Origin of the sequence: Noviherbaspirillum sp. ST9 (assembly GCF_048799745.1) — a bacterium.
Taxonomy (GTDB): Bacteria; Pseudomonadota; Gammaproteobacteria; order Burkholderiales; family Burkholderiaceae_D; genus Noviherbaspirillum.
In genome coordinates, this window is sequence record NZ_JBLWFR010000009.1 from 68,630 (window position 1) to 93,890 (window position 25,261).

A 25,261-nucleotide genomic window follows, 5' to 3' on the forward strand; every position below is an offset into this window, starting at 1 on the left:
TAGACTGTAATTCCCTGAATATCATTCCAAGAGATCGATCAAGCCATGTGGATTTATCCGAGAGTTCTCGCGCATCGCGGCGGCGGCACGCTCGCGCCGGAAAACACGCTGGCGGGCATCCGTTGCGGCCTGGCGCATGGGTTCCGCGCGGTGGAGTTCGACGTGATGTTGTCGAAGGACAGTATTCCGGTGCTCATGCACGACCCGGAGTTCGGGCGGACGGTACGGGGCGCGGGCAAAGTCGGCGAAACGACGGCGGCAGAACTCGCCCGGCTGGACGCGGGCGGATGGTTCAGCACGGTCTTTGCTGGCGAACCGGTGCCGACGTATGAGGAGGTCGTCCATTTCTGCAGGGAAAACGGAGTCTGGATGAATGTCGAAATCAAGCCGTCGCCTGGCGCCGAGGCGGCGACGGGAAGGGTAGTTGGCGAGGTCACACGGCGGCTGTTCGAAGGCGTCGACGGCGGGTTGCCTCTATTTTCTTCGTTTTCCTTCGAAGCGCTGGAAGAGGCGAAATCCGCGGCGCCCGGCATCCCGCGCGGCTTGCTCGCCGACGTCATTCCTCCCGACTGGCGCGAGCGCCTGCAGGCGCTGGACGCAGTGGCGCTGCACACCAACCACAAGCATCTCCTGCCCGAGCGCGCGCGTGCGGTCAAGCAGGCCGGCTATGGCTTGTTTTGCTATACCGTCAACACACCGGAGCGGGCGCGGGAAATCCTCGACTGGGGCGTGGACGCCTTTTGCACCGATCGCATCGACCTGATCGGGCCGAATTTCGCCGCTGCCTGATTCAGGCGGCCCGCCCGGTACGCAGACTGGCTCCGCAATCCCTTTCCAGCCCCTCATCGCGATGGGCTAATCACGTATAATCAACGGTTTGCAACGCATTTCCCTCACTTCGCCCAACATGAAATCGTCCGAAATCCGCGAAAAATTCCTGAAGTTCTTCGAATCGAAAGGCCACACCATCGTCGCGTCCAGCCCGGTGGTGCCCGGCGACGACCCGACATTGCTGTTCACCAATGCGGGCATGAACCAGTTCAAGGACGTGTTCCTCGGTTTCGACAAGCGGCCGTACTCCCGCGCGACCACTTCGCAGAAGTGCATCCGCGCCGGCGGCAAGCACAACGACCTGGAAAATGTGGGCTACACCGCACGCCACCACACCTTCTTCGAAATGCTGGGCAACTTCAGCTTCGGCGACTATTTCAAGCGCGATGCGATTACCTACGCGTGGGAATTGCTGACCGAAGTCTTCAAGCTGCCGAAGGAAAAGCTGTGGGTAACCGTCTACGCGGAAGACGACGAAGCCTATGAAATCTGGAACAAGACCGTCGGCGTGCCGGCTGAACGCATCGTGCGCATCGGCGACAACAAGGGCGCGCGTTACGCCTCCGACAACTTCTGGATGATGGGCGACACCGGCCCCTGCGGCCCCTGCACCGAGATCTTCTACGATCACGGGCCGGAAATCGCCGGCGGCCCGCCCGGATCGCCCGACGAAGACGGCGACCGCTACATCGAAATCTGGAACAACGTCTTCATGCAGTTTAACCGCGACGAAGAAGGCGTGATGCACAAGCTGCCGAAGCCCAGCGTCGACACCGGCATGGGCCTGGAGCGCATCACGGCGGTGATGCAGCACGTGCACAGCAACTACGAGATCGATACCTTCGTCAACCTGCTGGCTGCCGCCAAGAAGGCGGTCGATGGCGTCGGCGCGGGCGACTGCGACAAGGATTCTCCGTCGCTGAAGGTGATTGCCGACCACATTCGTGCCTGCACCTTCACCGTCGTCGACGGCGTAATCCCAAGCAACGCTGGTCGCGGCTACGTGCTGCGCCGCATCGCCCGTCGCGCAATCCGCCACGGTTACAAGCTGGGTGCGCGCAAACCGTTCTTCCATGCACTGGTCCCGGCGCTGGTTACCGAAATGGGCGACGCCTATCCGGAACTGCGCCAGAACGGTGAACGCGCGATGCAGGTGCTCAAGCAGGAAGAGGAAGCCTTCTTCCGCACCATCGCCAACGGCATGGAAATCCTCGACCGCGCACTGGCGTCCGGCGCCAAGGTGGTCGACGGCGACACCGCATTCAAGCTGCACGACACTTACGGCTTCCCGGTCGACCTGACCGCCGACGTTTGCCGCGAGCGCGGCGTGACGGTGGACGAGACGCGCTTCAACGCGCTGCTCGACGAGCAGCGCCAGCGCGCGCGCGAAGCCGGCAAGTTCAAGATGGCGGCCGGCCTGGAGTATTCCGGGAGCCCCACCACCTTCCACGGCTACGAAAAACTGATCCATGACACCGCGAAGGTCACCGCGATCTACGTCGACGGCACGCCGGTTGAACAGGCGAACTCTGGCGACGACGCCGTGATCGTCCTCGATCACACGCCGTTCTACGCTGAGAGCGGCGGCCAGGTCGGCGACACCGGCGAACTGCGCAATGCCGCAGCCCGCTTCCTCGTCGAGGACACGCTCAAGATCCAGGCCGACGTGTTCGGCCACCATGGCAGCATCGCGGAAGGCACGATCAAGGTCGGTGATGTGGTCAACGCCAAGGTCGACGCCGAGAAGCGCGCCAAGACCGTGCGCAACCACAGCGCGACGCACCTGATGCACAAGGCATTGCGCGAAGTCCTCGGCTCGCACGTCCAGCAGAAGGGCTCGCTGGTCAACGCCGAGCGCACCCGTTTCGATTTTGCCCACAACGGCCCGGTGACGCAGGAACAGATCCGCAAGGTCGAAGCCATCGTCAATGCCGAAATCCTCGCCAACCATCCCACGCAGGCACGTGTGATGCCGATCGACGAAGCACAGAAGGTCGGCGCCATGATGCTCTTCGGCGAGAAGTACGGCGATGAAGTCCGCGTGCTCGACATCGGCTCCAGCCGCGAACTCTGCGGCGGCACGCACGTCCAGCGTACCGGCGACATCGGCCTGTTCAAGATCGTCGCCGAAGGCGGCGTGGCGGCAGGCGTGCGCCGTATCGAGGCGGTGACCGGTGACAACGCGCTGGCCTACCTGCAATCGCTGGAATCCACCGTGAACCAGGTCGCGGGCACGCTCAAGGCAACGCCGGCGGAACTGTCCACGCGGATCGGCAGCGTCCTCGAACAGGTCCGCTCGCTGGAAAAGGAACTGGCCGCAGCCAAGGGCAAGCTGGCTTCCGCCCAGGGCGACGAACTGCTCGCCAAGGCCGTCGACGTCAACGGCATCAAGGTTCTTGCCGCGACCCTGAACGGCGCCGACATCCCGGCCCTGCGCGAAACCATGGACAAGCTGAAGGACAAGCTGAAGACCGCGGCAATCGTGCTGGCCGCCGTGAATGAAGGCAAGGTCAGCCTGATCGCTGGCGTCACGTCCGACGCGACCGCCAAGGTCAAGGCCGGCGAACTGGTCAACTTCGTCGCCCAGCAGGTCGGCGGCAAGGGCGGTGGCCGTCCCGACATGGCGCAAGCCGGCGGCACAGACCCGACCGGCCTGCCCAAGGCGCTCGAAGGCGTCACCGACTGGGTGCGCGAGCGGGCGTAATGACGCCGCGCTATTGTCCCGAGTGCGCCGCGCCGCTCATCGAGCGCGGGGATGCCGCCGAGGCAGGCAAGATTCGCCTGGCCTGCCCCGACGGCCACTGGACGCACTGGGACAATCCCCTTCCGGTCCTCGCGGCCCTCGTTGAAGTCGAGGGCCGCATCCTCCTGGCGCGCAATGCAGCCTGGCCGGAAAAAATGTTTGCACTCATCACCGGTTTCATGGAACGCGGCGAAACGCCGGAGCAGGGCGTCGCCCGCGAGCTCAAGGAAGAAACCAACCTCGATGCCAACCAAATCACCCTGATCGGCGTTTACGAATTCATCCGAAAGAACGAAGTCATCATTGCGTACCATGTGAAAGCATCGGGTGATATCCGTTTATCGGAGGAATTGGTCGATTACCGCTTGATTGCGCCGGAAAAGTTGCGTCCCTGGCGTGCAGGAACGGGCTATGCCATGGCAGACTGGATGCGTGCGCGTGGTCTGCCGGTGGAGTTCATCGACTTGCCGACGCAGTGATCGTTGTCGCCAGTATTTCTCCTGCGAAGTTTTCGTTGCTTGTTGCGCCGCACAAGTCCCTTTCATTTGGGGTAGAATTTCCCATCGATTTTTCGTTACAGAGTAATGAATATGGAATTTCACAAAGAGCTCGACGCTCGCGGCCTCAACTGTCCGCTGCCGATTCTGAAGGCAAAAAAGGCACTGGCCGAGATGACCAGCGGCGAGATCCTCCGTGTACTGGCGACCGATCCCGGTTCCGTGCGCGATTTTCAGGCTTTCGCACGCCAGACCGGCAACGAACTTGTCGGCCAGAGCGAGAATGACAAGGAATTCACCTTCTTCATGAAGCGCAAGTAAGCCTGATCCCCCGCATGTCCCGCTTCCGTCCTTTCCCGTAATCTCCTCCCTTCACCGTCCCCGCAGCTCCCGTATTTACTTGGATCCCGCTTGATTCCGGCGGGCAATATGCATCAGGATTCCTTGGATTTTTGATGCGATTTAGTGCATACTCTCTACCAATTAAAAGAACGGTCGTGCTAAATTTCGTTTCACGGTCAGCTCTCCCCTATAATCACGGTTCGGTTTACGTTAACGTCAATTGTTTCTTTACAAAGGCAAAGCTATGAAAGTCTTGGTACCTGTCAAACGCGTGGTGGACTACAACGTCAAAGTCCGCGTCAAGTCCGACGGCAGCGGTGTCGACATCGCTAACGTCAAGATGTCGATGAACCCGTTCGATGAGATCGCGGTCGAGGAAGCCACCCGCCTGAAGGAAGGCGGCAAGGTGACCGAGATCGTTGCAGTGTCCTGCGGCGTGACCCAGTGCCAGGAAACCCTGCGCACCGCCATGGCCATCGGCGCCGACCGCGGCGTGCTGGTCGAGACCGATGCCGAACTGCAGCCGCTGGCTGTCGCCAAGCTGCTCAAGGCCGTGGTCGACAAGGAACAGCCGCAACTGATCATCCTCGGCAAGCAAGCCATTGACGACGACTGCAACCAGACCGGCCAGATGGTCGCCGCCCTGCTGGGCTGGCCGCAAGCCACCTTCGCCTCCAAGGTCACTATCGAAGGCGACAAGGCTGTCGTGACGCGCGAAGTCGACGGCGGTCTCGAAACCGTTTCCCTGACGCTGCCGGCTGTAGTCACCACCGACCTGCGCCTGAACGAGCCGCGCTACGTCACGCTGCCGAACATCATGAAGGCCAAGAAGAAGCAGCTGGACACTCTCAAGCCGGCTGACCTCGGCGTCGATGTCACCCCGCGCGTGAAGACCCTGAAGGTCGAAGAGCCGCCGAAGCGCTCCGCAGGCATCAAGGTGCCGGACGTCGCGACGCTGGTCTCCAAACTCAAGAACGAAGCAAAAGTCATCTAAACCTATTCAGATCAGGAATCCATCATCATGACCGCACTCGTCATTGCTGAACACGACAATGCTTCGCTGAAGGGAAGCACCCTCAACACCATCACCGCCGCGGCACAAGCCGGCGGCGACGTCCACGTCCTGGTTGCCGGCCACAATGCCGGCGGCGCAGCCGAAGCCGTTTCCAAGATCGCCGGCGTGTCCAAGGTGCTGCTGGCTGACGCCGCGCACTTCGCCGACGGCCTCGCCGAGAACGTCGCCGAGCAAGTCCTGGCCATCGCCGGCAACTACTCGCACATCCTGGCGCCTGCTACCGCCTACGGCAAGAACATCCTGCCGCGCGTTGCCGCCAAGCTGGACGTCGGCCAGGTATCGGAAATCACCAAGGTCGTCTCCGCTGACACCTTCGAGCGCCCGATCTACGCCGGTAACGCGATCGCCACCGTGCAGTCGACCGACAACGTCAAGGTCATCACCGTGCGCACCACCGGCTTCGACGCCGCTCCCGCAGGCGGCAACGCTGCCGTCGAAACCATCAGCGCCGCCGCCGGCCTGGGCAAGTCCGCTTTCGTCTCCCGCGAACTGGCCAAGTCCGACCGTCCGGAACTGACTGCCGCCAAGGTGATCGTTTCCGGTGGCCGCGGCATGGGCTCCGGCGACAACTTCAAGATCCTCGAACCCCTGGCAGACAAGCTGGGCGCAGCCATGGGCGCGTCCCGTGCGGCAGTCGACGCCGGCTTCGTGCCGAACGACTGGCAGGTCGGCCAGACTGGCAAGATCGTCGCGCCGCAGCTGTACATTGCCGTCGGTATTTCCGGCGCGATCCAGCACCTTGCCGGCATGAAGGATTCGAAGACCATCGTCGCCATCAACAAGGATCCGGAAGCACCGATCTTCTCCGTTGCCGACTACGGCATCGTGGGCGACCTGTTCGAAGTGGTGCCGCAGCTGGTTTCCGAGCTCGGCTGATAGAAGAAACGGGGCGGCTGCCATGGTTGCCCCGCGCACAATAATTATTAGATACCGGGCAGGACCTGCCGGGTTTGTCGCGGAACTGACAGGATTTTTTTCCCCGTTCCGTAATAATTCCCGCAGTCCTGCCATTTTTATGTGGAGTCTCAAATGAGCTACGTCGCCCCGTTGAAGGACATGCTGTTCGTGATCAACGAACTCGCTGGCCTGTCCCAAGTGAATGCGTTGCCCGGCTGCGAAGACGCAACGCCGGAAACCGTCGAAGCGGTCCTGGACGAAAACGCGAAGTTCTGCGGCGAAGTCGTCGCACCCCTCAACGTCGCGGGCGACAAGGAGCCGAGCTACTGGCACGACGGCAACAAGGTCACCACGACCAAGGGCTTCAAGGAAGCCTTCAAGGCTTTCGGTGAAGCCGGCTGGCAGGGTGTGCAGCATCCCACCGAATTCGGCGGCCAGGGCCTGCCCAAGCTCGTGGCGACGCCTTGCATCGAAATGCTCAACTCCGCGAACCTGTCGTTCGCGCTGTGCCCGTTGCTGACCGACGGCGCGATCGAAGCGTTGCTGACCGCCGGCTCCGACGCGCTCAAGAACACCTACCTGGAAAACCTCATCTCCGGCAAGTGGACCGGCACGATGAACCTGACCGAGCCGCAGGCCGGTTCCGACCTCGCTCTCGTGCGCTCGCGCGCCGAGCCAGTGGGTGACGGCACCTACAAAATTTTCGGCACCAAGATTTTCATTACCTATGGTGAGCACGACATGGCCGAGAACATCGTCCACCTCGTGCTGGCCCGCACCCCGAACGCGCCCGAAGGCGTGAAGGGCATCTCGCTGTTCGTCGTGCCCAAGTTCCTGGTCAACCAGGATGGTTCCCTCGGCGAGCGCAACGACGTGCATTGCGTCTCCATCGAACACAAGCTCGGCATCAAGGCCAGCCCGACCGCGGTGCTGCAGTTCGGCGACCACGGCGGCGCCATCGGCACGCTGGTCGGCGAAGAAAATCGCGGTCTGGAATACATGTTCATCATGATGAATGCCGCCCGTTTCGCTGTCGGCATGCAGGGTGTGGGCGTTGCAGAACGCGCATACCAGAAGGCAGTCGCCTATGCGCGCGACCGCGTCCAGTCGCGCGACCTCGCCGGTTCTGCCGGCCCCGTCGCGATCATTCATCACCCGGACGTTCGCCGCATGCTCATGTCGATGCGTGCGCACACTGAAGCAGCGCGCGCCATGGCCTATGTCACCGCGGCTGCCTACGATGCCGCGCACCACAGCGCGGACGACGCCGTGCGCAAGACCAATCAGGCGTTCTACGAATACATGGTGCCGATCGTTAAAGGCTGGTCCACCGAAATGTCGATCGACGTCGCCTCCAATGGCGTGCAGGTGCACGGCGGCATGGGCTTCATCGAAGAGACCGGCGCCGCGCAATACTATCGTGATGCCCGCATTCTCCCGATCTACGAAGGCACGACCGCCATCCAGGCCAACGACCTCGTTGGCCGCAAAACGGTGCGCGACGCCGGTGCGACGGCAAAGGCCATCCTGACCCAGGTGCGCCGCACCGAAGAAGAGCTGTCCGCTTCCACGTCGCCTGACCTTGCCGCGATCCGTGCCCAGTTGTCCATCGGTTCGAAAGCGCTCGAAGACGTTGTCAACTTCGTTGTCGGCAACATGAAGTCCGACATCAAGGCTGTCTTCTCCGGCAGCGTCCCCTACCTGAAGCTTGCCGGCGTTGTGCTTGGCGGCTGGCAGATGGCGCGGGCCGCATTGATCGCCGAGCGCAAGCTGCAGGCAGGCGAGGGCGACGCGAAGTTCTACCAGGCGAAGATTGGTACCGCGCGCTTCTTTGCGGACCACATCCTGTCTCAGGCGTCCAGCTACCGTACGTCGATCATCGACGGCAGCGCCGGCGTCATGGCGCTCGCGGAAGACCAGTTCTGACGCAAGGGTCGTTGCAACAACCCGAAAGGCAGTCCGGCGCAGGCCGGACTGCCTTATTTTTTGTCCAGCAGTGAACTCTCAGCACTTTTTTCTATCTGCCGTATACTGATTTGACAACCCTTTGTTTCTGGTCGGGAGGCGATCATGAAACGGTTTCTGGCTACGGCAGGCCTGGTGTTCGGGCTTTGTGCACCATGGTGGAGCAGCGCTTGGGCGATCGACGATATCACGACCGCTGACGCCATCGCGATCCACGAGGTGGTGCAAAACCAGCTTGAGGCATTGTCGAACGACGATGCCGACTCCGCATTCCAGCTTGCCACTCCAGAAAAGCGCATGCTGATCGGCAGTCCGGACAACTTCCTGCGGTTGATCAAGGAAGAGTACAACCCCATCTACCGCTACCAGCGCGTCATTTTCTCCAGGCCGGAAGTCATCAACGGCGATGCCATTCAGATAGTGCGCGTCACGGACGGCAACAGCCGCGTCTGGCTTGCTGTCTTCTGGATGCTTCAAGGGGAGGATAGCAATTGGCGGATTGACGGTTGCCAGCTCCTGGAAACCACCAGCGTCTCCATCTGACTTCGATCTGGATCAACAGTGGCGCCCCTGCGCGCCTTGTGTGTAAACATCCTCACGCTATAACGACATAGTGCAGTGCATCGCTGCACGTTCGTCCATTCACTCCAACGAGGAGGGCAGGATCATGACACGCAAGTACATCGACTGTCGCGAATTCCCAAGCGACATGAACTGCACGGTAGCCTTATCGGCCGATTCAGACCAGGAACTCCTGGATGCCGCAGTCCAGCATGCTGTTGCCGTACATCATCATGAAGACACGCCTGAATTACGTCAGCAGATCAAGCAGATGTTCAAGGAAGGCACTCCTCCGATCGAGCGCCCGCTCGCCCACGCTTAACCGTAGGCGCCGCCGGTAAACAGAAGGTCGAATGTGCGGGCGATTGCCGCAATAATGGCGATTGCCCCGCCGCCGAACGTCAACACCAGCAGAACCACGAGGATCCAGCCCGAATCCGATTTCCGGCCGGAGCCCTTGTTATGGATGGCGTCCCATTTTTCATCCGGCGTGAGGCCGATGACCAGTGCTTCTATAAATGCAGGAAAGATGGAAACCGGGAAGAGCAGGGCATGCACCCAGGCCCAGACGTCTTTCTTGCCATACAGATAAAACCTGTGGAAGCCCAAACCGCCGAAAATGGCGGCAAGGAAGGTGGCAAGCGTCTTGTTCTTGTGTGGTGTAGTCATTCCAACCTGCGGGGTGGTGGTTTTGTTAAAATCCGGCTCCTTGCAAGCCGGAAACCGAATGTTTTCGGGGCTGTAGTGTGCATGAGGCGCGCCTGCAGTGCAATTTGACAGCGCTTCTTGTCGCCATCCCATGACTTAACTTGCAGGTAGCCTGAAAAACAGGCTATAATTCCCGGCTTTTTCCGCCTTCGAACAATTTTTGGAAGCACATTATGGTCGTTATTCGTCTTTCCCGCGCCGGCGCCAAGAAGCGCCCGTTCTACAACATCGTTGCTACCGACTCGCGTAACCGCCGTGACGGCCGTTTCATCGAGCGCCTGGGCTTCTACAACCCGGTTGCCGAAGGCAAGGATGAAGGTTTTCGCATCGCCGCAGACCGTCTGGCTCACTGGCAAGGCGTTGGCGCACAACTGTCCCCGACGGTTGCTCGCCTGGTCAAGGCAGCCGGCAAGACCGCTGCTTAATTCGGCTTCTGCATAGTCGCTGAATTTGTCGATCAAGACGGTATCAGGGGTTACTGTCCCTGAAGATCTGGTGCTGGTTGGTCATGTGACCGGCGCCTATGGCATCAAGGGCTGGGTCAGGATCAAGCCCTATTCCTCGGATGCGGATGCCATGCTGCATGCAAAGACGTGGTGGCTGGACAAACCTGTCCTGCGCGACGTCGACATGATGCAGGCCAAGATGCACGGTGAAGACGTCGTCGCCCAGTTGATGGGCGTGGCGGACCGCAACGGGGCGGAAGCCCTTAAGGGCGCGGCCGTGCAGATCCGGCGAAGCCATTTCCCGCCGCTTGATGACAACGAGTTTTACTGGGTCGACCTGGTCGGCCTGGCAGTAGAAAACCTGGAGGGCGAAACCCTCGGTGCAGTCGCCGACCTGATGGACAATGGCGCGCATCCCATCCTGAGAGTCGTGGCGCCGGTCGCGTCGCCGGATCAGAAGCCGAAAGAGTGGCTGATCCCGTTCGTCGACCAGTTCGTCAAGACCGTAGACCAGGCGGGCAGGAAAATCACGGTGGATTGGGGGCTGGATTATTAGCCCGGTTTTTGGGATGAGTCGAGATGCAATTTGATGTCGTCACGCTCTTTCCCGACATGTTCACCGCAATCACGCAGTCGGGTATCACCCGGCGCGCGTTCGAACAGAAGAAGTGCGCACTGTCGCTCTGGAATCCACGCGATTTCACGTCAGACAACTACCGCACCATCGATGATCGCCCCTATGGCGGCGGTCCCGGGATGGTGATGATGGCCAAGCCGCTCGAAGCGGCCATCGGCGCAGCAAAATCGCGCCAGATGGAGCAGGGCTTGCCGCAGCCGCGCGTCGTCTACCTGTCGCCGCAAGGCAAACAGCTGACGCACGAGCGCGTCATGCGGCTGACCGGCGAGGCCGGCCTGGTGTTGTTGTGTGGCCGCTATGAAGCGGTCGACCAGCGATTGCTCGACCGGTGCGTGGACGAAGAAATCAGCCTTGGCGATTTCGTGCTGTCCGGCGGAGAGTTGCCGGCAATGGCGCTGATGGATGCGGTGATCCGGCAATTGCCGGGTGTGCTGAATGATGATGTGTCGGCCGTCGAAGACAGCTTTGTCAATGGCCTGCTCGATTGCCCGCACTACACGCGGCCGGATGTGTACGAAGGCGTTGCAGTGCCGCCGGTTCTGATGGGCGGAAACCACGCGGAAATCGAGAAGTGGCGACGGCAACAGGCGCTGCTGGCAACTGCCAACAAGCGACCTGACCTGATTCAGGCGGCGCGAGAGGCAGGTTTGCTGACGCGGGCCGATGAAAAGTTTTTGAGCAGTTTGAAGTTGTAGTTTGTTGTATCGCGCGGGGCAACCCGCATTTGTAAAACCCCATCCTCTACCGGGCACACAATTTTCAACGCGCCGGCATGATGGCTTAAGGAGCTGAACATGGATCTGATCCAGAAACTCGAGCAAGAAGAAATCGCCCGCCTGGGCAAAAACATCCCTGACTTCGCACCGGGTGACACCGTCGTCGTCAACGTCAACGTGGTCGAAGGCACCCGCAAGCGCGCCCAGGCTTACGAAGGCGTCGTGATTGCACGTCGCAATCGCGGTCTGAACTCCAACTTCATCGTCCGCAAGATCTCTTCCGGCGAAGGCGTTGAGCGTACCTTCCAGCTGTACTCCCCGCTGATCGCTTCGATCGAAGTCAAGCGTCGCGGCGACGTGCGCCGTGCGAAGCTGTACTACCTCCGCGAGCGTTCCGGCAAGTCCGCACGTATCAAGGAAAAGCTGCCGAACCGTCGCGTTGCGACCCAGGCTGCAGAGTAATCTGCGGTTGGCAGCAAACGGAAAGGGCACCTGTGGTGCCCTTTTTCATTTCTGCGCTGCGTCGTGAGTAGCGCGCTCAATCAGGCTAGAATCGATACCGGATTGTCCGCATCGCCAAGGAACACGTTTTGTCCAAACTGATTTTCGACCCCGAAGCTCTTCCCGTTGAATCCCTTGCGGGCGAGCCCGCGGTCGTGCCGGAGCGGTTGAATGAGTCCTGGTTGCGTGAACGTTTTGCCAATCCTCCCGCATGGGAGCCGGAAGGCTTCGAGGAGCGGCTGATGCGAAAGCAGACCGGCGAGCCGACGCCGGCGTCGGTGCTGATGCCCATCGTAGTGCGCGATGACGGACTGACCTTGCTGCTTACCCAGCGCACCGCGCACCTGAATGACCACGCCGGCCAGATCAGTCTGCCCGGTGGACGTGTTGACGAAGTCGACACCTCGCCTGTCGAAACCGCCTTGCGTGAAACCGAGGAGGAAGTCGGTTTGCACCGTCGTCATATCGACGTCCTTGGTGCCTTGCCCGACTATTTCACCGGTACCGGATTCCGGGTAACCCCGATCGTCGCGCTCGTGCAGCCGCCTTTCGATCTGCGCGCCGATCCGTTCGAGGTTGCCGAGATCTTCGAAGTGCCGCTCGCCTTCCTTCTCGACGGCGCCAACCACCAGCGGCGCAGCATCGATTTGCCCGGCGTCGGCCGGCGGACCTTCTATGCGATGCCGTATGACCGCTTCTTCATCTGGGGCGCAACGGCCGGCATGCTGCGCAATCTGTTCCATTTCCTGCGTGCCTGAAGCCTGCCGGTTTGATTCCCGCGTGGCACTGGGTTATCGTTACGGCTACCTGATACAACCGACAAGCTGATGACCTTTCTCTCGATTCTTTTCGCGCTGCTGTTCGAACAACTCAAGCCGCTGCGGGCCGACAACCCCATGTACGCGGCGATCAAGCAACTGGCGGCGCGGATGGAGGCGTCATTCAACGCCGGGCAGGAAGGCCACGGGAGGCTGGCGTGGATCGTTACCATGCTCGCGTTGCTCGTGCCTGCGCTGCTGATTTACTGGATGTGCGTGAAGATCAGTCCCTTCCTCGCGCTGGCTTGGAATATCCTCGTGGTCTACCTGACCCTCGGCTTTCGCCATTACAGCCATTACTTCACGTCCATCCAGCTGGCGCTTAACAGCGGCGACGAGGCGACTGCCCGCAGCCTGCTGGCCGAATGGACAAAGCAGGATACGACCGGCATGAACGTGAGCGAGATTTCGCGCGTCGCGGTCGAGAATGCGCTGGTGACGACGCACCGGAATGTTTTCGGCGTGTTTTTCTGGTTCGCGATGCCATTGGGGCCGGCAGGCGCTATCCTGTATCGCGTTTCGGAATACCTTGCCCGCGCCTGGAACGAGCCCGAGCACCTGCGCAACGAGCCGTTCGGCCGATTCGCGACCAGGGCTTTCTACTGGATCGACTGGATTCCCGCACGCCTGACCGCAATCGCTTTTGCCGTGGTCGGCAATTTCGAGGACGCCATTTACGCATGGCGCAATTTTGCCCATCGCTGGCAGGATGAGGCGATCGGCATCATCCTGTGTGCCGGCGGCGGCGCGATGGGTTTGCGTCTGGGCAGTGCCAGGGAAAATGCCGCGGACTTGCGGTTCGCTGACGCGACGACCGTTGATGCCGGTGGCATCGAGGCCGAAACGCCGCCAGGGGAAGAGGCAACTGTGCGTGCATTGCAGAGCACGGTAGGCCTTGTCTGGCGGGCACTGCTGCTTTGGATGCTGCTCTTGCTCCTGCTCTCGTTCGCCGTCTGGCTCGGCTGACCGATCCGTATTTCCTTCCTGTAAATCGCGCGCGCCGGTAGCGAAACGCCGGGCGCCGACTATCCTTTCTCAATGGCCTTCTTCGCCTGCGCGGGCGAGGGATGGTCATTCTCGCAATATTGTCATTTTTCACATTGCGAGATGTTGTTTCACTTCAAGTCTTCTATAAGATATAATATGCAAGAATAATGAAAGCTTGCTTCTGCATAATAGGAGCAAGCCGAAAGAGCCGCTTCGCATGCATCGAAACGGACCCGAAAGCAGTAGCACCGCTTTTTGAAAGAAGCCGAACACATGGCCGATTCCACCACATCGAAGACCGTCGCCAGCGAGTTCTTCATCCAGGGACTTACCAGCGACGGCAGGCAATTCCGCCCGAGCGACTGGGCAGAACGCCTGTGTGGAGTAATGTCCTGCTTCCGACCGGAAGGCATGCGCGGGCCCGGCTCGCACCTTCGATATTCCCCGTATGTCAGGCCGACCGTCCTTGGCGGCGTGAAGTCCGTGGTGGTCAACGAGGCTTTGCGCCAGATTGAGCCGATGGCTTACCACTTCGTGCTGAACTTTGCCAAGGACAACGACCTGCAGATCGTTGATGCCTGCCTCCTGCCGGAACCGGTGGAGAAGAAGGCCTGACCGGACTGCGGTCCGCTCCCTCCCTGTTTCCAGGCCGGTCCAGGTCACTCTTCCTCAGGGCAGGTCTCCGTAATAGGCGTTGACAAGACGCGTCTCGAGATGGCGGGCGAGTGCCTCGCCGCCTTGCCGCATGACCGCGTGGTGGTTTCTGGCGAAGATTCCGCGGGCAAGCGGCGCAAGCGCATTCATCCACAGCCGGGTCGTTCGCACCTGCCAGTCATACCGTACTGTCGTGATCCCGCTGTCGTACAGGAAAGTCCAGCGCCCTGAACCGGTCAGGTCGCCGTCCACCTCGGCGGCAAGAAGGTGGCATTCTTCAATCGCAGTGGCGCGCGCGACGAAGGAGAGGCAATAGGGCAGCCGGCCTTTCCAGATGTAGCGCCGCAGGTCGCCGATGCCATCCGCATCGCCTGATGCGATCTGCTCCACGTGTTCCACCGCGGGCCACCAGGCCGGCCACCGCAGCGAGTCGAACACGGCGTCATACACCTGCCGACGCGGCGCGGCGATCTTCCAGAGCGTAAGAAGCCGGTATTCCATGCGAATCCTCTCCCTACCACTATAGATCTTGCCGACGCCTCTGGCAGACGCGCCGCGATCCCATGGAGACCCGGATTGTTGACGCACAGCCACACCGACGGGCTGCTGTAAGAGGCGGAGTTACAGAATCCGTCGTTCATTCTTACCTTATGGCAATAAATTGCGCTACCCTATGATGAATTCGCTCAATTCTCGTGGCGAGGGAAACCCGTTTGCCCAGCGACATTTCATTCAAGAAGTACCTCACCGAGACCGCCATGGCGCGACGCCGCTTGCCGTTCAACCTGTCCGCCGTCGCCGTCCTCGCGCTCATTGTGGGGTTGATTGGGGCGACGATCGTGTTCGTGGGCATGCGCCGGCTAGAGCATGACAAGGTCGACCTGGATTTCCAGCAGCGCGCCAGTCTTCGCACCGTCACCCTTCGTCAGCAATTGACCGAGACGGTTCAGGTCCTCAAATTCCTCAACCAGCTGTTTGCGACGGTAGAGCCGGTCAGCCGGGAGCAGTTCGGCGTATTTACCGACCCCTTGTTGCAGCGCCACCCCTACGTGCAGGCGTTCAATTTCCACCGCTTCGTCGCGGATGGCGAGCGCGAGGCCTACGAGCTGCGTACGCGGCGTCGGTTTCCGGGTTTTGCGATGACGCGCATGGAAGACGGGAAGGTGGTGCCGGCTGAGCCGCGCGCGCGGCACCTGGTCGTGGATTACATCGAGCCGATGTATGGCAACGAAGCCGCGTTCGGCCTGGACGTGTCACACAATGCGGAGCTCGTCGCGGCGCTGGAGCATGCCATCGATACCGGTGCGGTGGCCTCGACGGGGCTGATCAACCTCGCCCAGGGCGGCGGCAAACTGAGAGGCTTCCTCGTTCTCATGCCGGTCTATCGACACGGCATGCCGCTCAACACCGTCGAGGGGCGGCGCAAGGCGGCGATTGGCGATACGGCGGCGGTGTTCAACGCCACCTATCTCGTCGAACAGATCCTCCAGTCCAACAGTCTGATGGAAGATGCCGGAATCGGTATCAGCGTCTATGCCGCGGCCAGTCTGGACGAACAGTTCCTCGTCTTCCGCAAGGGAGCGCGGCCCTTCCGGCAGGCGCAGACCTCGTGGCTGCCGCACTGGATTTTCCATGACCTGCCGGAAGACATCGTGCACAACTTCGATGTGGCCGGCAGGACCTGGCGTGTCGTCGTTTCGGCCGAGCCCAAGCTGTTCTTCCTGCGGCACGACGGTTCTCTGTACACATTAATCGGCGGCATTCTGTTCAGCATGCTGCTGGCGGCATTCGTGCAGGTCCTCGCCTCACGCTCGCGCCGCGTGCACAAGCTGGTGGAGCAGCGCAGCGCGGAGCTGCGGCAGGCGAATGAACTCCTGATCCACGATATCGCGGCACGCAAGCGCGCCGAGGACGGCCTGCAATTGCGGCAGCGCGCCATCGATGCAAGTGCAAACGCCGTCATCATTACCAGTGCCGTGCCGCCCAAGTATCCGATCGAGTACGTCAATCCGGCATTCGAGCGGATTACGGGTTACAGCGCCGCCGAAGTCGTTGGACGCAGCTGCAGCCTGTTGTGGGCGGAAGACCGCGACCAGCCGGAAATCCAGGAAATCCTTGCCGCCGTCCGCGAAAAGCGCGAGACGCATGCCGTCCTGCGCAACTACGGCAAGGACGGGCGCTTGTTCTGGAGCGACGCCTACCTTGCGCCGGTGCGCGACGAATCGGATGAGGTCAACCACTTTGTCGTCGCGCTGTATGACATTACCGCCACCAAGCGCTACCAGGCCGAACTGGAATTCCAGGCCAACCGCGACACGCTCACCGGCCTGGCCAATCGCAACCTGCTGCAGGACCGTCTGCGGCAGGCGAGCGCGTATGCGGTGCGGTACGGCCATCCGGTATGGGTGCTGTTCCTGAACCTTGACCGGTTCAAGTTCGTCAACGACACACTCGGCCACCGGGCCGGCGACCAGCTGCTGAATATCGTGGCGCAGCGGCTGCGCGAAGCGGTACGCGAGTCCGATACCATCGCGCGCCTGAGCGCCGACGAATTCGTCCTCATCCTGCACGAAGGCGCCGAGGACCACCTGTCGCCGGTCGTTGTCCAGCGCATCATGGCCTCCATTGCGCAACCGATCGTGATCGAGGGGTACGAATTCGTGATGGGATGCTGTGTTGGTATCGCTGTCTGTCCGACCGACGGCATTGATGCCGACACGCTCATCAAGCACTCCGGCATCGCGATGTACCGTGCCAAGGAAACGGGTCGCAACAGCTTCCAGTTCTATACGTCGTCGATGAACGAACAGGCGATGGAGCGGCTGCGGCTCGAGAGCGATCTGCGCAATGCGCTGGACCGCAATGAATTCGTACTGCATTACCAGCCGCAGGTTGATCTCGCCACCGGGCGCATCCTTGGGGTGGAAGCGCTGATCCGATGGCGGCATCCCATGCTTGGCGCCGTGCCACCGGGACGGTTTATCGCCCTTGCCGAGGAAATGGGCCTGATCGTGCCGATCGGGAACTGGGTGCTGCGCGCCGCTTGCGAGCAAAGCGTGGCATGGCTGCGAGCGGGGTACGGTCAGGTGCGCGTTGCCGTAAACCTGTCGCCGCGCCAGTTTTATCAGCAGGATCTCGTTTCCACGATCAAGGTGATCCTGGACGAGACCGGTATCGCGCCGCACCTGCTGGAGCTGGAGCTGACGGAAAGCATGATGATGAACGACGTCGAGCACGCGGTTGCCATCCTGCGTAAGCTGAAGGCGATCGGCGTGCATCTGTCGATCGACGATTTCGGCACCGGCTATTCCAGCCTGTCCTACCTCAGGCGTTTCCCGATTGACCTGCTCAAGATCGACCAGTCTTTCGTGCGCGACATTACCGTCGACCCTGACGATGCGGCCATCGTGCTGTCCATCATTTCGCTGGCGCACAGCCTGCGCCTGAAGGTGATTGCCGAAGGCGTGGAAACCGAAGCGCAGCTCAGTTACCTGCAGCGCCATGGCTGCGATCTCATGCAGGGTTTTTACTTCAGCAAGCCGCTGCCGGTCGAGGATTGCACGGCGATGTTGCGCAACCGCCGCCGCCTGCCGCCGGCGCTGACGACGCCGCTCCGGCAGACGCTGCTCATTGTGGATGACGAGCCGGGCGTCGCGTCGGCGCTCAAGCGCACGCTGCGTTCCGACGGGTACGAAGTGCTGATTGCGATGAGCCCGGCAGAAGCGTTCGAGCTGCTTGGACGCCATCAGGTACAGGTCGTGCTGTGCGACCAGAGGATGCCCGGCATGTCGGGCAGCGAACTGCTCAGCCGGATCAGCACGCTGTATCCGGGAGCGGTGCGCGTGATGATGTCCGGCCATGCCGCCTTCGACAGCATTGTCGACGCGGTCAACCTCGGCGGCATCTTCCGCTTCTATGCCAAGCCGTGGGATGAGGGCACGTTGCGCGACGGGATTCGCGACGCTTTCCGCCATTATTGGACGATGCAGGGGGCGGCCGTCGAGACAGACGGCGGCGCGGAAGCGGTCGCCGGTGTCGGAACCTGAGGCGCTGCCGGCGCTTCGGGGTAAGATGCGGGGATTACCGCTACCAAGGAACCGCGCTTGAACGCAATCCAGCTCGACACTGTCGCCGTTGCCATCAGCGTGACGCTGATCGCTTCCTATTACATCTTCCTCCTGTCACGCGTGCGGCGCGACCCTGACTACACCATCCAGGCGATCAACCACAAGGCGCGCACCCTGTGGGTAGAGGCGGTGATGCGTGACCGGACCAAGGACATCATGGGCGTGCAGGCGCTGCGCAACTTCGCAATGGCTGCCACCTTCAAGGCATCATCGGCCATCCTGCTCATCATCGGTACGTTGACGCTGTCCGGTCAGGCCGAAAGCCTTGCGCGCACCTGGCACGTACTCAGCATCGGCGGCTCGATCGCCCCGGAACTGTGGATCATCAAGATACTCTGCCTGCTCACCGCGCTGCTGGTTGCCTTCTTTGCTTTTGCGATGACGATCCGCGTGCTCAACCATGTCGTCTTCATGATCAGCCTGCCAGCCGATGCCGCACTGGGGCCGCTGTCGCCGGCGCGCACGGCAGCCCGGCTGAACCAGGCGGGCGCCTTCTATACCGTTGGCATGCGCGCCTATTTCGTCACGGTGCCGCTGGCGTTCTGGCTCTTCGGCCCGGTCCTGCTGGTACTCTCGACCATGGGACTGGTAGTCATCCTGTATTACCTCGATCGCAGTCCGTTCTCGCAGGAAGGTTGAATTCGCCGGCGGGTTGCCGGAACGCTCGGACGCATTGCCGATCAAACTTCACAACAACATGGGGGTGAAGATGGATCAGAACAGGACAGAGCGCGATACCTTCGGACCAATCGATGTCCCGGCGGCACGCTTGTGGGGAGCGCAGACGCAGCGTTCGCGCGAGTTCTTCCGTATCTCGACGGAAGCGATGCCGCGCGAATTGGTGCATGCGCTTGCCGTCGTCAAGCGGGCCTGCGCGGTCGTCAATCTCGACCTCGGCCGCCTTGACGCTTCGAAGGCAGACGCCATTGTCCGCGCCGCCGACGAAGTGATCGAAGGACGGCACCCGGACGAATTCCCTCTGTCCGTATGGCAAACCGGCTCCGGCACCCAAAGCAACATGAACATGAACGAGGTGCTCGCCAACCGGGCTTCCGAGTTGCTCGGCGGACCGCGCGGGGACGGGCGGCTGGTGCATCCCAACGACGACGTCAACCTCGGCCAGTCCTCCAATGACATTTTCCCGACGGCGATGCATGTGGCCTCCGCCCTTGCCGTCACGAACAGCCTGATGCCCGCCTTGCATGCGCTGCGCGCATCGCTGGGACGCAAGGCGGCGGCGTTTGCCAGCATCGTGAAGATCGGCCGCACCCATCTGCAGGATGCCACGCCACTGACATTGGGCCAGGAGTTCTCCGGCTATGTCGCCCAGCTCGACCATGCGCGCTCCGTGATCGAAGCGATGCTGCCCGCCCTGTGTGAACTGGCGGTGGGCGGCACGGCTGTTGGCACCGGGCTGAACACGCATCCCGCATTTGGCGAGCGTGTCGCCACCGAACTGGAGAACAGCCGGGGATTGCCGTTCCGGAGCGCCGCGAACAAGTTTGCCGCGCTGGCCTCGCACGATGCCATGGTCGCCATGCACGGCGGCCTCAAGACGCTTGCCGTGGCGCTGATGAAGATCGCCAACGACGTTCGCTGGCTGGCGTCGGGTCCGCGCTCCGGGCTGGGCGAGATCACGATTCCGGAAAATGAGCCGGGCAGTTCCATCATGCCGGGAAAGGTGAACCCGACGCAGTGCGAAGCGCTGACCATGCTTTGCTGCCAGGTGTTCGGCAACGACGTCGCCATCAACATCGGCGGCGCGTCGGGCAATTTCGAGCTGAACGTGTTCAAGCCGCTGGTTGCCCACAATTTCCTCCAGAGCGTGCGCCTGCTTGCCGACGGCATGCGCAGTTTCGACACCCATTGCGTGCAGGGGATCGAAGCCAACCAGGAACGCATCGCCGAGCTGATGGAACGCTCGCTCATGCTGGTGACCGCGCTTGCCCCGCACATCGGCTACGACCGCGCGGCGCAGATCGCCAAGCGGGCGCATCGCGAAGGCACCACGCTCAAGCAGGCGGCGCTGGCGTACGGTTACGTCACGGAGGAGGATTTCGACCGCTGGATCAGGGCCGAAGACATGACGAAACCGTCGGAATGACGCCAAAAGGTGAATTTTGGTTCATGAGAAAATTTATCTTATAGTAAGCAAGCCGTAATCTTCCTGTCCCATCATCGCGCGCACCGGATGCTTCCGGTGCATGCCTTTTGACGCCCGCGCTCTCCACCGCCTTCCATATTGCTAGTCCGGCCTTGTGCGTCGCGGCATGATTGTGCCGTCGAAACATTTTGAGAAACGGCCGCGCCGCTCTGGACTAGGATGAATAAAAAGAACCCGGGAGGATTTACCATGCATATTCGACAATTTCGCTATCTGTTGCTGCTGGCCGCAGCCATGCTCGTGAGCGCGGTCCTGGCTTCCTTTGAATGGCTGGCCGGGATTGCAGTGAATCCCTTTGTCGCCGCCTTCATCGCCTGCGGGACGGGGATCGCTGTGGCGACGCTCTTCCATGCGCGGAGCGGCGACGGCACGGAAGCGTTCGCGCAAAAGGTCGGTGAGGAAATCGACCACCTGATGATCGGCGCGGCGGAAACGTCCTACTTCGTTGACTCGATCAAGAAAAAGGTCGATGTCGACCTGCAGACCACCGAGGAAATCGTGGGCAGTACGCAGGAGACCGCGCACACCACCGAACAGATCGCCGTCAACGCCGAACGTGCCGCCAGGGTGGCTGCCGACGTGTGCTCCGAGAGCGTGGCGGGACGCGCCGAAGTCGACCAGGGCCTGCGCCAGATCAGCAATGCGCGTGAAGATGCGCAGGCAGCGTCCAGCATGATGGGCAAGCTGCAGGACAAGGCGCGCCGCATCCACGGCATTACCGAAGTGATCAATGAAATCGCCGCCCGCACCAACCTGCTCGCGCTGAACGCCGCGATCGAGGCCGCGCGCGCCGGCGAACACGGCCGCGGCTTCGCCGTCGTCGCCGGCGAGGTTCGCCAGCTCGCGCAACGGACGACCTCGGCGACGGGTGATATCGGCGTCATGGTGCGGGAAATCAATGAAGAAGCCGAACGCGCCGCGACCGGCATGGGCGCACTGACGCACAAGGTGATGGAAGCCGCGCAGAACGTGGAGAAGGTGCACGACTTCCTGAGCAACATCGAGCGCCTCGCTGGCGCGTCGCAGGGCGAGATCGAGGAAATCGCCGCCGCTTCCCGCGAGCATGTGGAAACCACGCGCCGCATTGCAGAAGCCATTTCCCGCATCCGCGACGGCATGCTGGCCACGGAAGCGGAACTGCCGCTGGCCTCCAAATCGGCAATGATGCTGAACGATCGCGCCGAAGGCTTGTTCGATGCGGCGACAGCCTGCCACGCCAAGACCTCACACGACGAAATCCGCGCGGTAGGCGAGCAGGCGGCGCGCGACATCGGCAAGCTGTTCGAACAGGCGATCGCCACCGGCCAGATCACCGAAATGGCGCTCTTCGACCGTAACTACAAGCCGATCCCGAACACCAATCCGCCCAAGCACAAGACGGCCTTCGACGCCTTCACCGACCGGGTACTGCCCGCGATCCAGGAGGCGATCCTGCAAAAGATGCCGAACATCGCCTACGCTGGCGCGGTCGACAACAACGGCTACTTCCCGACGCACAACCGCAAATTCTCAAAGCCCCTGACCGGCAACTACGATGTCGACCTGGTGAACAACCGCACCAAGCGCATCTTCAGTGACCGCACGGGCACCCGCTGCGGCTCCAACACCAAGCCTTTCCTGCTGCAGACCTACAAGCGGGATACGGGGGAGGTGATGCACGACCTGTCAGTGCCGATCTACGTCAATGGCAAACATTGGGGTGGTTTCCGCATGGGCTACCGCTCCAGCGGACCGGCGCCCGTCGCGGCAAAGCCGGCTCTTGCCGCGGCACGTGCCACGGTACCGGCCTTGCCATCTGGCAGGACCCGCGTCGGGGTGCGCAAGCAACTGGCGAGCTGAATCGTCCAGCTCGGTCGCCCGGCCTACTTGCGCGTTTTCTTCGGCTTCGGCACGTGGTAGCGCGCATAGTCCTGGGCTACCACCAGCACAAAGTTCTTGCCTTCGTCCGGTAGTTTGTCCAATGCCGCCCTGAGTTTTTGCGCATAGGGGTCGGCATCGAGCGCGGGGCTGCCGTCCAGGTCCTCGAAGAAAACCGCGATGGGAACCCCGAGGACATCGGCGATTTCCGCCAGCTTTTCAAGGCTCGGCGTACGCTGGCCGTTCTCAAAGCGGGAAATCGTCTCCGACTGCAGTTCGATTGCTTCCGCCAGCGCTTCCTGTGTCATGTCCGCGATCTTGCGCTGGGCGCGAATTGCCTGCCCGACCCGTATCGCCAGTTCCTTGTTTGTTCGCTTCGTTCTCGCCATAGGCCACCTGTCCAAGTGGCTTGCATGGTCAGTCCATTCATGCCTGATAAGAATGACTTTAATGTCAAATGATGTTTGACTTGAATGTCATTATTGAAGTTTAATAGCCCACGTTGAATGGGAGGTAAATTTCATGCTCTCCAGGTTTCATTTTCTCGTTGTCGATGACTTGCCGTCGGTGCGGTGGATTGTCTCCGCGTTGCTGCGCGAGATTGGCTGCACCACCATCTCCGAAGCCGGCGACGGGAAACAGGCGCTCTCGCTTTTGCAGTCGGGTCCAGCGGTCGATTTCATTCTTACCGACTGGAAGATGCCGGTTATGGACGGCATCGCATTGCTCCGCGCGATTCGCGCCAGTACAAAGCTGTCGCATCTGCCGGTGCTGATGATTACCGCCGAGGCGGAGGACGACAGTGTGGCCGCCGCCGTGGCAGCCGGGGCTGATGGATACATCGTCAAGACACTCCTCAGTGCGGCGATACTCCGGCGCACAGTGGACGGAATCCTGAAGAAGAAGGGATTGACGTGATGAGACGGTTGCTTGAAGAGGTTTCGGGCGGGCTGGTGATTGTCGTCGGCGTCTGTCTGCTGTTGTGTCTCACCTGGATCGGTGTGGCACTTCTCGTCGAGCTGCTGGCCTAACGCGTCGAGGCAATCACCTGCTCGCGGAACCAGCGGTTGGCGGGATCGTTGTCCACGTTCGAGTGCCAGTACAGGAATACGTCGAAGGGCGGGACTTCGAGCGGGAAGGGGATGATCTGGTTGCCGAACTGTTCGTTGGCGATGCGCGCGTAGCGTCCCGGCATGGTGAGCACCATGTCGGTCTGGCTGACCACGCGGCAGGCAGCGAAGTAATGCTGGCAGCGCAGGCAGATGCGCCGCTCCATGCCGAAGCGGCTCAACTCGAAATCCTCCAGTCCTGGTCCGCGACGGCGCGAACTGGCGAGGATGTGGTCCTGCTTCAGATAAGTGTCGATATCGATCGTGCCGTCAATCGCCGGATGCCCCTTGCGCGCCACCACGACCGTGGAATCCTGGTAGATGCGGGTGTGCATGATGTCGCTGGGCAGCGGCAGCAGCACGTCGATCGCCACGTCGAGCGTTCCGTTGGCCATTTCGCTCTGCAGTTCGCGCCGTTCCACATGGCTCGCCGCCACATCCACCAGCGGCGCGCTTTGGCGCACTTGCAGCATCAGGGGCGGCAGGATGGTGGCCTCCAGCACGTCGCGCAGTGCGATATTGAAACGCTTCGCCGTCGTCGCCGGATCAAAGGCGTGCACGCCGTTGAGCGTGACTTCCAGGCTGCGCAGCGAGCGGCGGATCGGATCGATGATGCTGCGCGCCAACGGCGTCGAGACCATCGCATGGCCCTGGCGCACGAACAGGGGGTCGTCGAACATCTGCCGCAGCCTTCCGAGCGCATGGCTGATCGCCGGCTGCGTCAGGTTGAGTTTCTGGCTGGCGCGCGTGACGCTGCCCTCCGTGTAGATGGCCTCGAAGACCGTGAAGAGGTTAAGGTCGACGCGCGAAATATGCATGAGATTTATCGAATCCGATAATAACTATTCATTTGATCGATTCTAACCCCGGCGATATGCTTTCCACAACCCGGAAACCAGCAACAGGGAAGGCAAGCAATGGGACAAATCTATCTGGTCCGTCATGGACAAGCATCGTTCGGAAGTGCGAACTACGACCAGTTGTCCGAGCTTGGCCTGGAGCAGGCGCGCCTGCTCGGCGAGTGGTTTGCCAATTCCCACCAGAAATTCCACCGCGTCGTCACCGGCAGCCTGAAGCGCCATCGCCAGACGGCCGATGCCTGCATCGCCATGCTCCCGAAAGCGCATCGCGTCGACACCGACTGGGCGACCGATGCCGGGTTCGATGAATACAACCACCATGAAGTGCTGGTGCGCCACCGCCCGGAGTTCGACGATCCGGAAGAGGTGAAGCGCTTCCTCGCGTCCAGCCCGAAGGCCAAGTACGCCTTCCAGGACATTTTCCAGGCATCGATGTCGCGCTGGATGAGCGGCGAGTACGACGGGGACTACGTCGAATCCTGGCCGGCATTCCAGACGCGCTGCGTCGGTGCGCTGCAGCGCCTGGTCGAGAGTGCGGACAAGTCGCAGAACATCATCGTCTTCACCTCCGGCGGAACGATATCGACGATCTGCCAGCACATCCTCGGCCTGTCGAATCGTCAGACGGCCGAAATGAACTGGACGCTGGTGAATTGCGCGATGACCAAGCTCTTCTACCAGCCGGGCCGCGTGACGCTCAGTTACCTCAACAATTACTCCCACCTCGAATGGCTGGGAAAACCTGAATCCATCACCTATCGCTGAC

The 25,261-nt window shown here is 61.3% G+C and carries 26 protein-coding genes; 22 read left to right on the forward strand and 4 right to left on the reverse strand.

Translation table 11 applies throughout. The features are described from left to right. Positions 1-45 precede the first annotated feature (45 nt). From ugpQ to ACNOHI_RS20445, 9 genes are all read left to right on the forward strand, one after another. Positions 46-789, forward strand: coding sequence for a glycerophosphodiester phosphodiesterase (gene ugpQ / locus ACNOHI_RS20405; RefSeq protein WP_420476543.1), 744 nt, complete (start codon positions 46-48; stop codon positions 787-789). Between the two features lie 118 nt (positions 790-907). Then, entirely contained in the window at positions 908-3,535 is a 2,628-nt protein-coding gene (gene alaS, locus ACNOHI_RS20410) for an alanine--tRNA ligase (protein ID WP_420476544.1), read from the forward strand. Next, positions 3,535-4,053, forward strand: a complete 519-nt coding sequence (locus tag ACNOHI_RS20415) for an NUDIX domain-containing protein (RefSeq protein ID WP_420476545.1) — start codon at positions 3,535-3,537, stop codon at positions 4,051-4,053. Before alaS ends, ACNOHI_RS20415 begins: the two co-directional genes overlap by 1 nt. A gap of 111 nt (positions 4,054-4,164) precedes the next feature. Next, positions 4,165-4,392 (forward strand): sulfurtransferase TusA family protein, encoded by a 228-nt coding sequence (locus tag ACNOHI_RS20420; protein ID WP_420476546.1) that lies wholly within the window; start codon positions 4,165-4,167, stop codon positions 4,390-4,392. A gap of 265 nt (positions 4,393-4,657) precedes the next feature. Then, positions 4,658-5,407 (forward strand): electron transfer flavoprotein subunit beta/FixA family protein, encoded by a 750-nt coding sequence (locus ACNOHI_RS20425; protein WP_420476547.1) that lies wholly within the window; start codon positions 4,658-4,660, stop codon positions 5,405-5,407. Between the two features lie 27 nt (positions 5,408-5,434). Further along, positions 5,435-6,364, forward strand: coding sequence for an electron transfer flavoprotein subunit alpha/FixB family protein (locus ACNOHI_RS20430; RefSeq protein ID WP_420476548.1), 930 nt, complete (start codon positions 5,435-5,437; stop codon positions 6,362-6,364). A gap of 153 nt (positions 6,365-6,517) precedes the next feature. Further along, complete coding sequence (locus ACNOHI_RS20435) at positions 6,518-8,311, forward strand: acyl-CoA dehydrogenase (protein ID WP_420476549.1); 1,794 nt, start codon at positions 6,518-6,520, stop codon at positions 8,309-8,311. Positions 8,312-8,455: 144 nt separating this feature from the next. Beyond that, positions 8,456-8,893, forward strand: a complete 438-nt coding sequence (locus ACNOHI_RS20440) for a DUF4864 domain-containing protein (protein WP_420476550.1) — start codon at positions 8,456-8,458, stop codon at positions 8,891-8,893. Between the two features lie 124 nt (positions 8,894-9,017). After that, the gene (locus ACNOHI_RS20445; protein ID WP_420476551.1) at positions 9,018-9,233 is read left to right on the forward strand and encodes a DUF1059 domain-containing protein; all 216 of its coding nucleotides are present in this window, start codon (positions 9,018-9,020) and stop codon (positions 9,231-9,233) included. Here ACNOHI_RS20445 and ACNOHI_RS20450 read toward each other — a convergent pair. After that, positions 9,230-9,580 (reverse strand): NINE protein, encoded by a 351-nt coding sequence (locus ACNOHI_RS20450; protein ID WP_420476552.1) that lies wholly within the window; start codon positions 9,578-9,580, stop codon positions 9,230-9,232. The genes ACNOHI_RS20445 and ACNOHI_RS20450 overlap by 4 nt on opposite strands. Positions 9,581-9,792: 212 nt before the next feature. On the opposite strand from ACNOHI_RS20450, the gene rpsP reads away from it, so the two are divergent. The 7 genes from rpsP (at position 9,793) to ACNOHI_RS20485 (ending at position 14,339) form a co-directional block, all read left to right on the forward strand. Next, a complete protein-coding gene (gene rpsP / locus ACNOHI_RS20455) occupies positions 9,793-10,044 on the forward strand; it encodes a 30S ribosomal protein S16 (protein ID WP_420476553.1) in 252 nt (83 codons plus the stop codon). Between the two features lie 70 nt (positions 10,045-10,114). Further along, positions 10,115-10,621: a ribosome maturation factor RimM gene (rimM, locus tag ACNOHI_RS20460; protein WP_420476554.1), complete on the forward strand. Its 507-nt coding sequence runs from the start codon at positions 10,115-10,117 to the stop codon at positions 10,619-10,621. A gap of 23 nt (positions 10,622-10,644) precedes the next feature. Beyond that, entirely contained in the window at positions 10,645-11,397 is a 753-nt protein-coding gene (gene trmD / locus ACNOHI_RS20465) for a tRNA (guanosine(37)-N1)-methyltransferase TrmD (protein ID WP_420476555.1), read from the forward strand. 99 nt (positions 11,398-11,496) lie between these two features. Continuing rightward, complete coding sequence (gene rplS / locus ACNOHI_RS20470) at positions 11,497-11,880, forward strand: 50S ribosomal protein L19 (RefSeq protein ID WP_420476556.1); 384 nt, start codon at positions 11,497-11,499, stop codon at positions 11,878-11,880. 128 nt (positions 11,881-12,008) lie between these two features. Then, positions 12,009-12,677 (forward strand): CoA pyrophosphatase, encoded by a 669-nt coding sequence (locus ACNOHI_RS20475; protein ID WP_420476558.1) that lies wholly within the window; start codon positions 12,009-12,011, stop codon positions 12,675-12,677. A 69-nt stretch (positions 12,678-12,746) separates the two neighbouring features. After that, on the forward strand, positions 12,747-13,703 hold the full coding sequence (locus tag ACNOHI_RS20480) for a CobD/CbiB family protein (protein WP_420476559.1): 957 nt from the start codon (positions 12,747-12,749) through the stop codon (positions 13,701-13,703). A 294-nt stretch (positions 13,704-13,997) separates the two neighbouring features. Further along, positions 13,998-14,339, forward strand: a complete 342-nt coding sequence (locus ACNOHI_RS20485) for a DUF3579 domain-containing protein (protein ID WP_420476560.1) — start codon at positions 13,998-14,000, stop codon at positions 14,337-14,339. Between the two features lie 54 nt (positions 14,340-14,393). On the opposite strand, the gene ACNOHI_RS20490 is transcribed toward ACNOHI_RS20485, so the two are convergent. Beyond that, positions 14,394-14,879 carry an SRPBCC family protein gene (locus ACNOHI_RS20490; protein WP_420476561.1) on the reverse strand — a complete coding sequence of 162 codons (486 nt, stop codon included), beginning with the start codon at positions 14,877-14,879 and terminating at the stop codon, positions 14,394-14,396. Positions 14,880-15,091: 212 nt separating this feature from the next. On the opposite strand from ACNOHI_RS20490, the gene ACNOHI_RS20495 reads away from it, so the two are divergent. From ACNOHI_RS20495 to ACNOHI_RS20510, 4 genes are all read left to right on the forward strand, one after another. Continuing rightward, positions 15,092-18,424: an EAL domain-containing protein gene (locus tag ACNOHI_RS20495; protein WP_420476563.1), complete on the forward strand. Its 3,333-nt coding sequence runs from the start codon at positions 15,092-15,094 to the stop codon at positions 18,422-18,424. A gap of 57 nt (positions 18,425-18,481) precedes the next feature. Continuing rightward, positions 18,482-19,144: a DUF599 domain-containing protein gene (locus ACNOHI_RS20500; protein WP_420476564.1), complete on the forward strand. Its 663-nt coding sequence runs from the start codon at positions 18,482-18,484 to the stop codon at positions 19,142-19,144. A 70-nt stretch (positions 19,145-19,214) separates the two neighbouring features. Then, positions 19,215-20,609 carry a class II fumarate hydratase gene (gene fumC, locus ACNOHI_RS20505; protein WP_420476717.1) on the forward strand — a complete coding sequence of 465 codons (1,395 nt, stop codon included), beginning with the start codon at positions 19,215-19,217 and terminating at the stop codon, positions 20,607-20,609. Positions 20,610-20,858: 249 nt separating this feature from the next. Then, complete coding sequence (locus tag ACNOHI_RS20510; RefSeq protein ID WP_420476565.1) at positions 20,859-22,508, forward strand: methyl-accepting chemotaxis protein; 1,650 nt, start codon at positions 20,859-20,861, stop codon at positions 22,506-22,508. 23 nt (positions 22,509-22,531) lie between these two features. On the opposite strand, the gene ACNOHI_RS20515 is transcribed toward ACNOHI_RS20510, so the two are convergent. After that, a complete protein-coding gene (locus ACNOHI_RS20515) occupies positions 22,532-22,915 on the reverse strand; it encodes a helix-turn-helix domain-containing protein (protein WP_420476566.1) in 384 nt (127 codons plus the stop codon). 133 nt (positions 22,916-23,048) lie between these two features. On the opposite strand from ACNOHI_RS20515, the gene ACNOHI_RS20520 reads away from it, so the two are divergent. After that, entirely contained in the window at positions 23,049-23,444 is a 396-nt protein-coding gene (locus ACNOHI_RS20520; protein WP_420476567.1) for a response regulator, read from the forward strand. 109 nt (positions 23,445-23,553) lie between these two features. Here the strand turns inward: ACNOHI_RS20520 and ACNOHI_RS20525 are convergent, their stop codons facing one another. Further along, positions 23,554-24,453, reverse strand: a complete 900-nt coding sequence (locus ACNOHI_RS20525; protein WP_420476569.1) for a LysR family transcriptional regulator — start codon at positions 24,451-24,453, stop codon at positions 23,554-23,556. Between the two features lie 99 nt (positions 24,454-24,552). Between ACNOHI_RS20525 and ACNOHI_RS20530 the strand changes: the two genes are divergently transcribed. Further along, the gene (locus ACNOHI_RS20530) at positions 24,553-25,260 is read left to right on the forward strand and encodes a histidine phosphatase family protein (protein ID WP_420476570.1); all 708 of its coding nucleotides are present in this window, start codon (positions 24,553-24,555) and stop codon (positions 25,258-25,260) included. The last annotated feature ends 1 nt before the right edge of the window (position 25,261 follow it).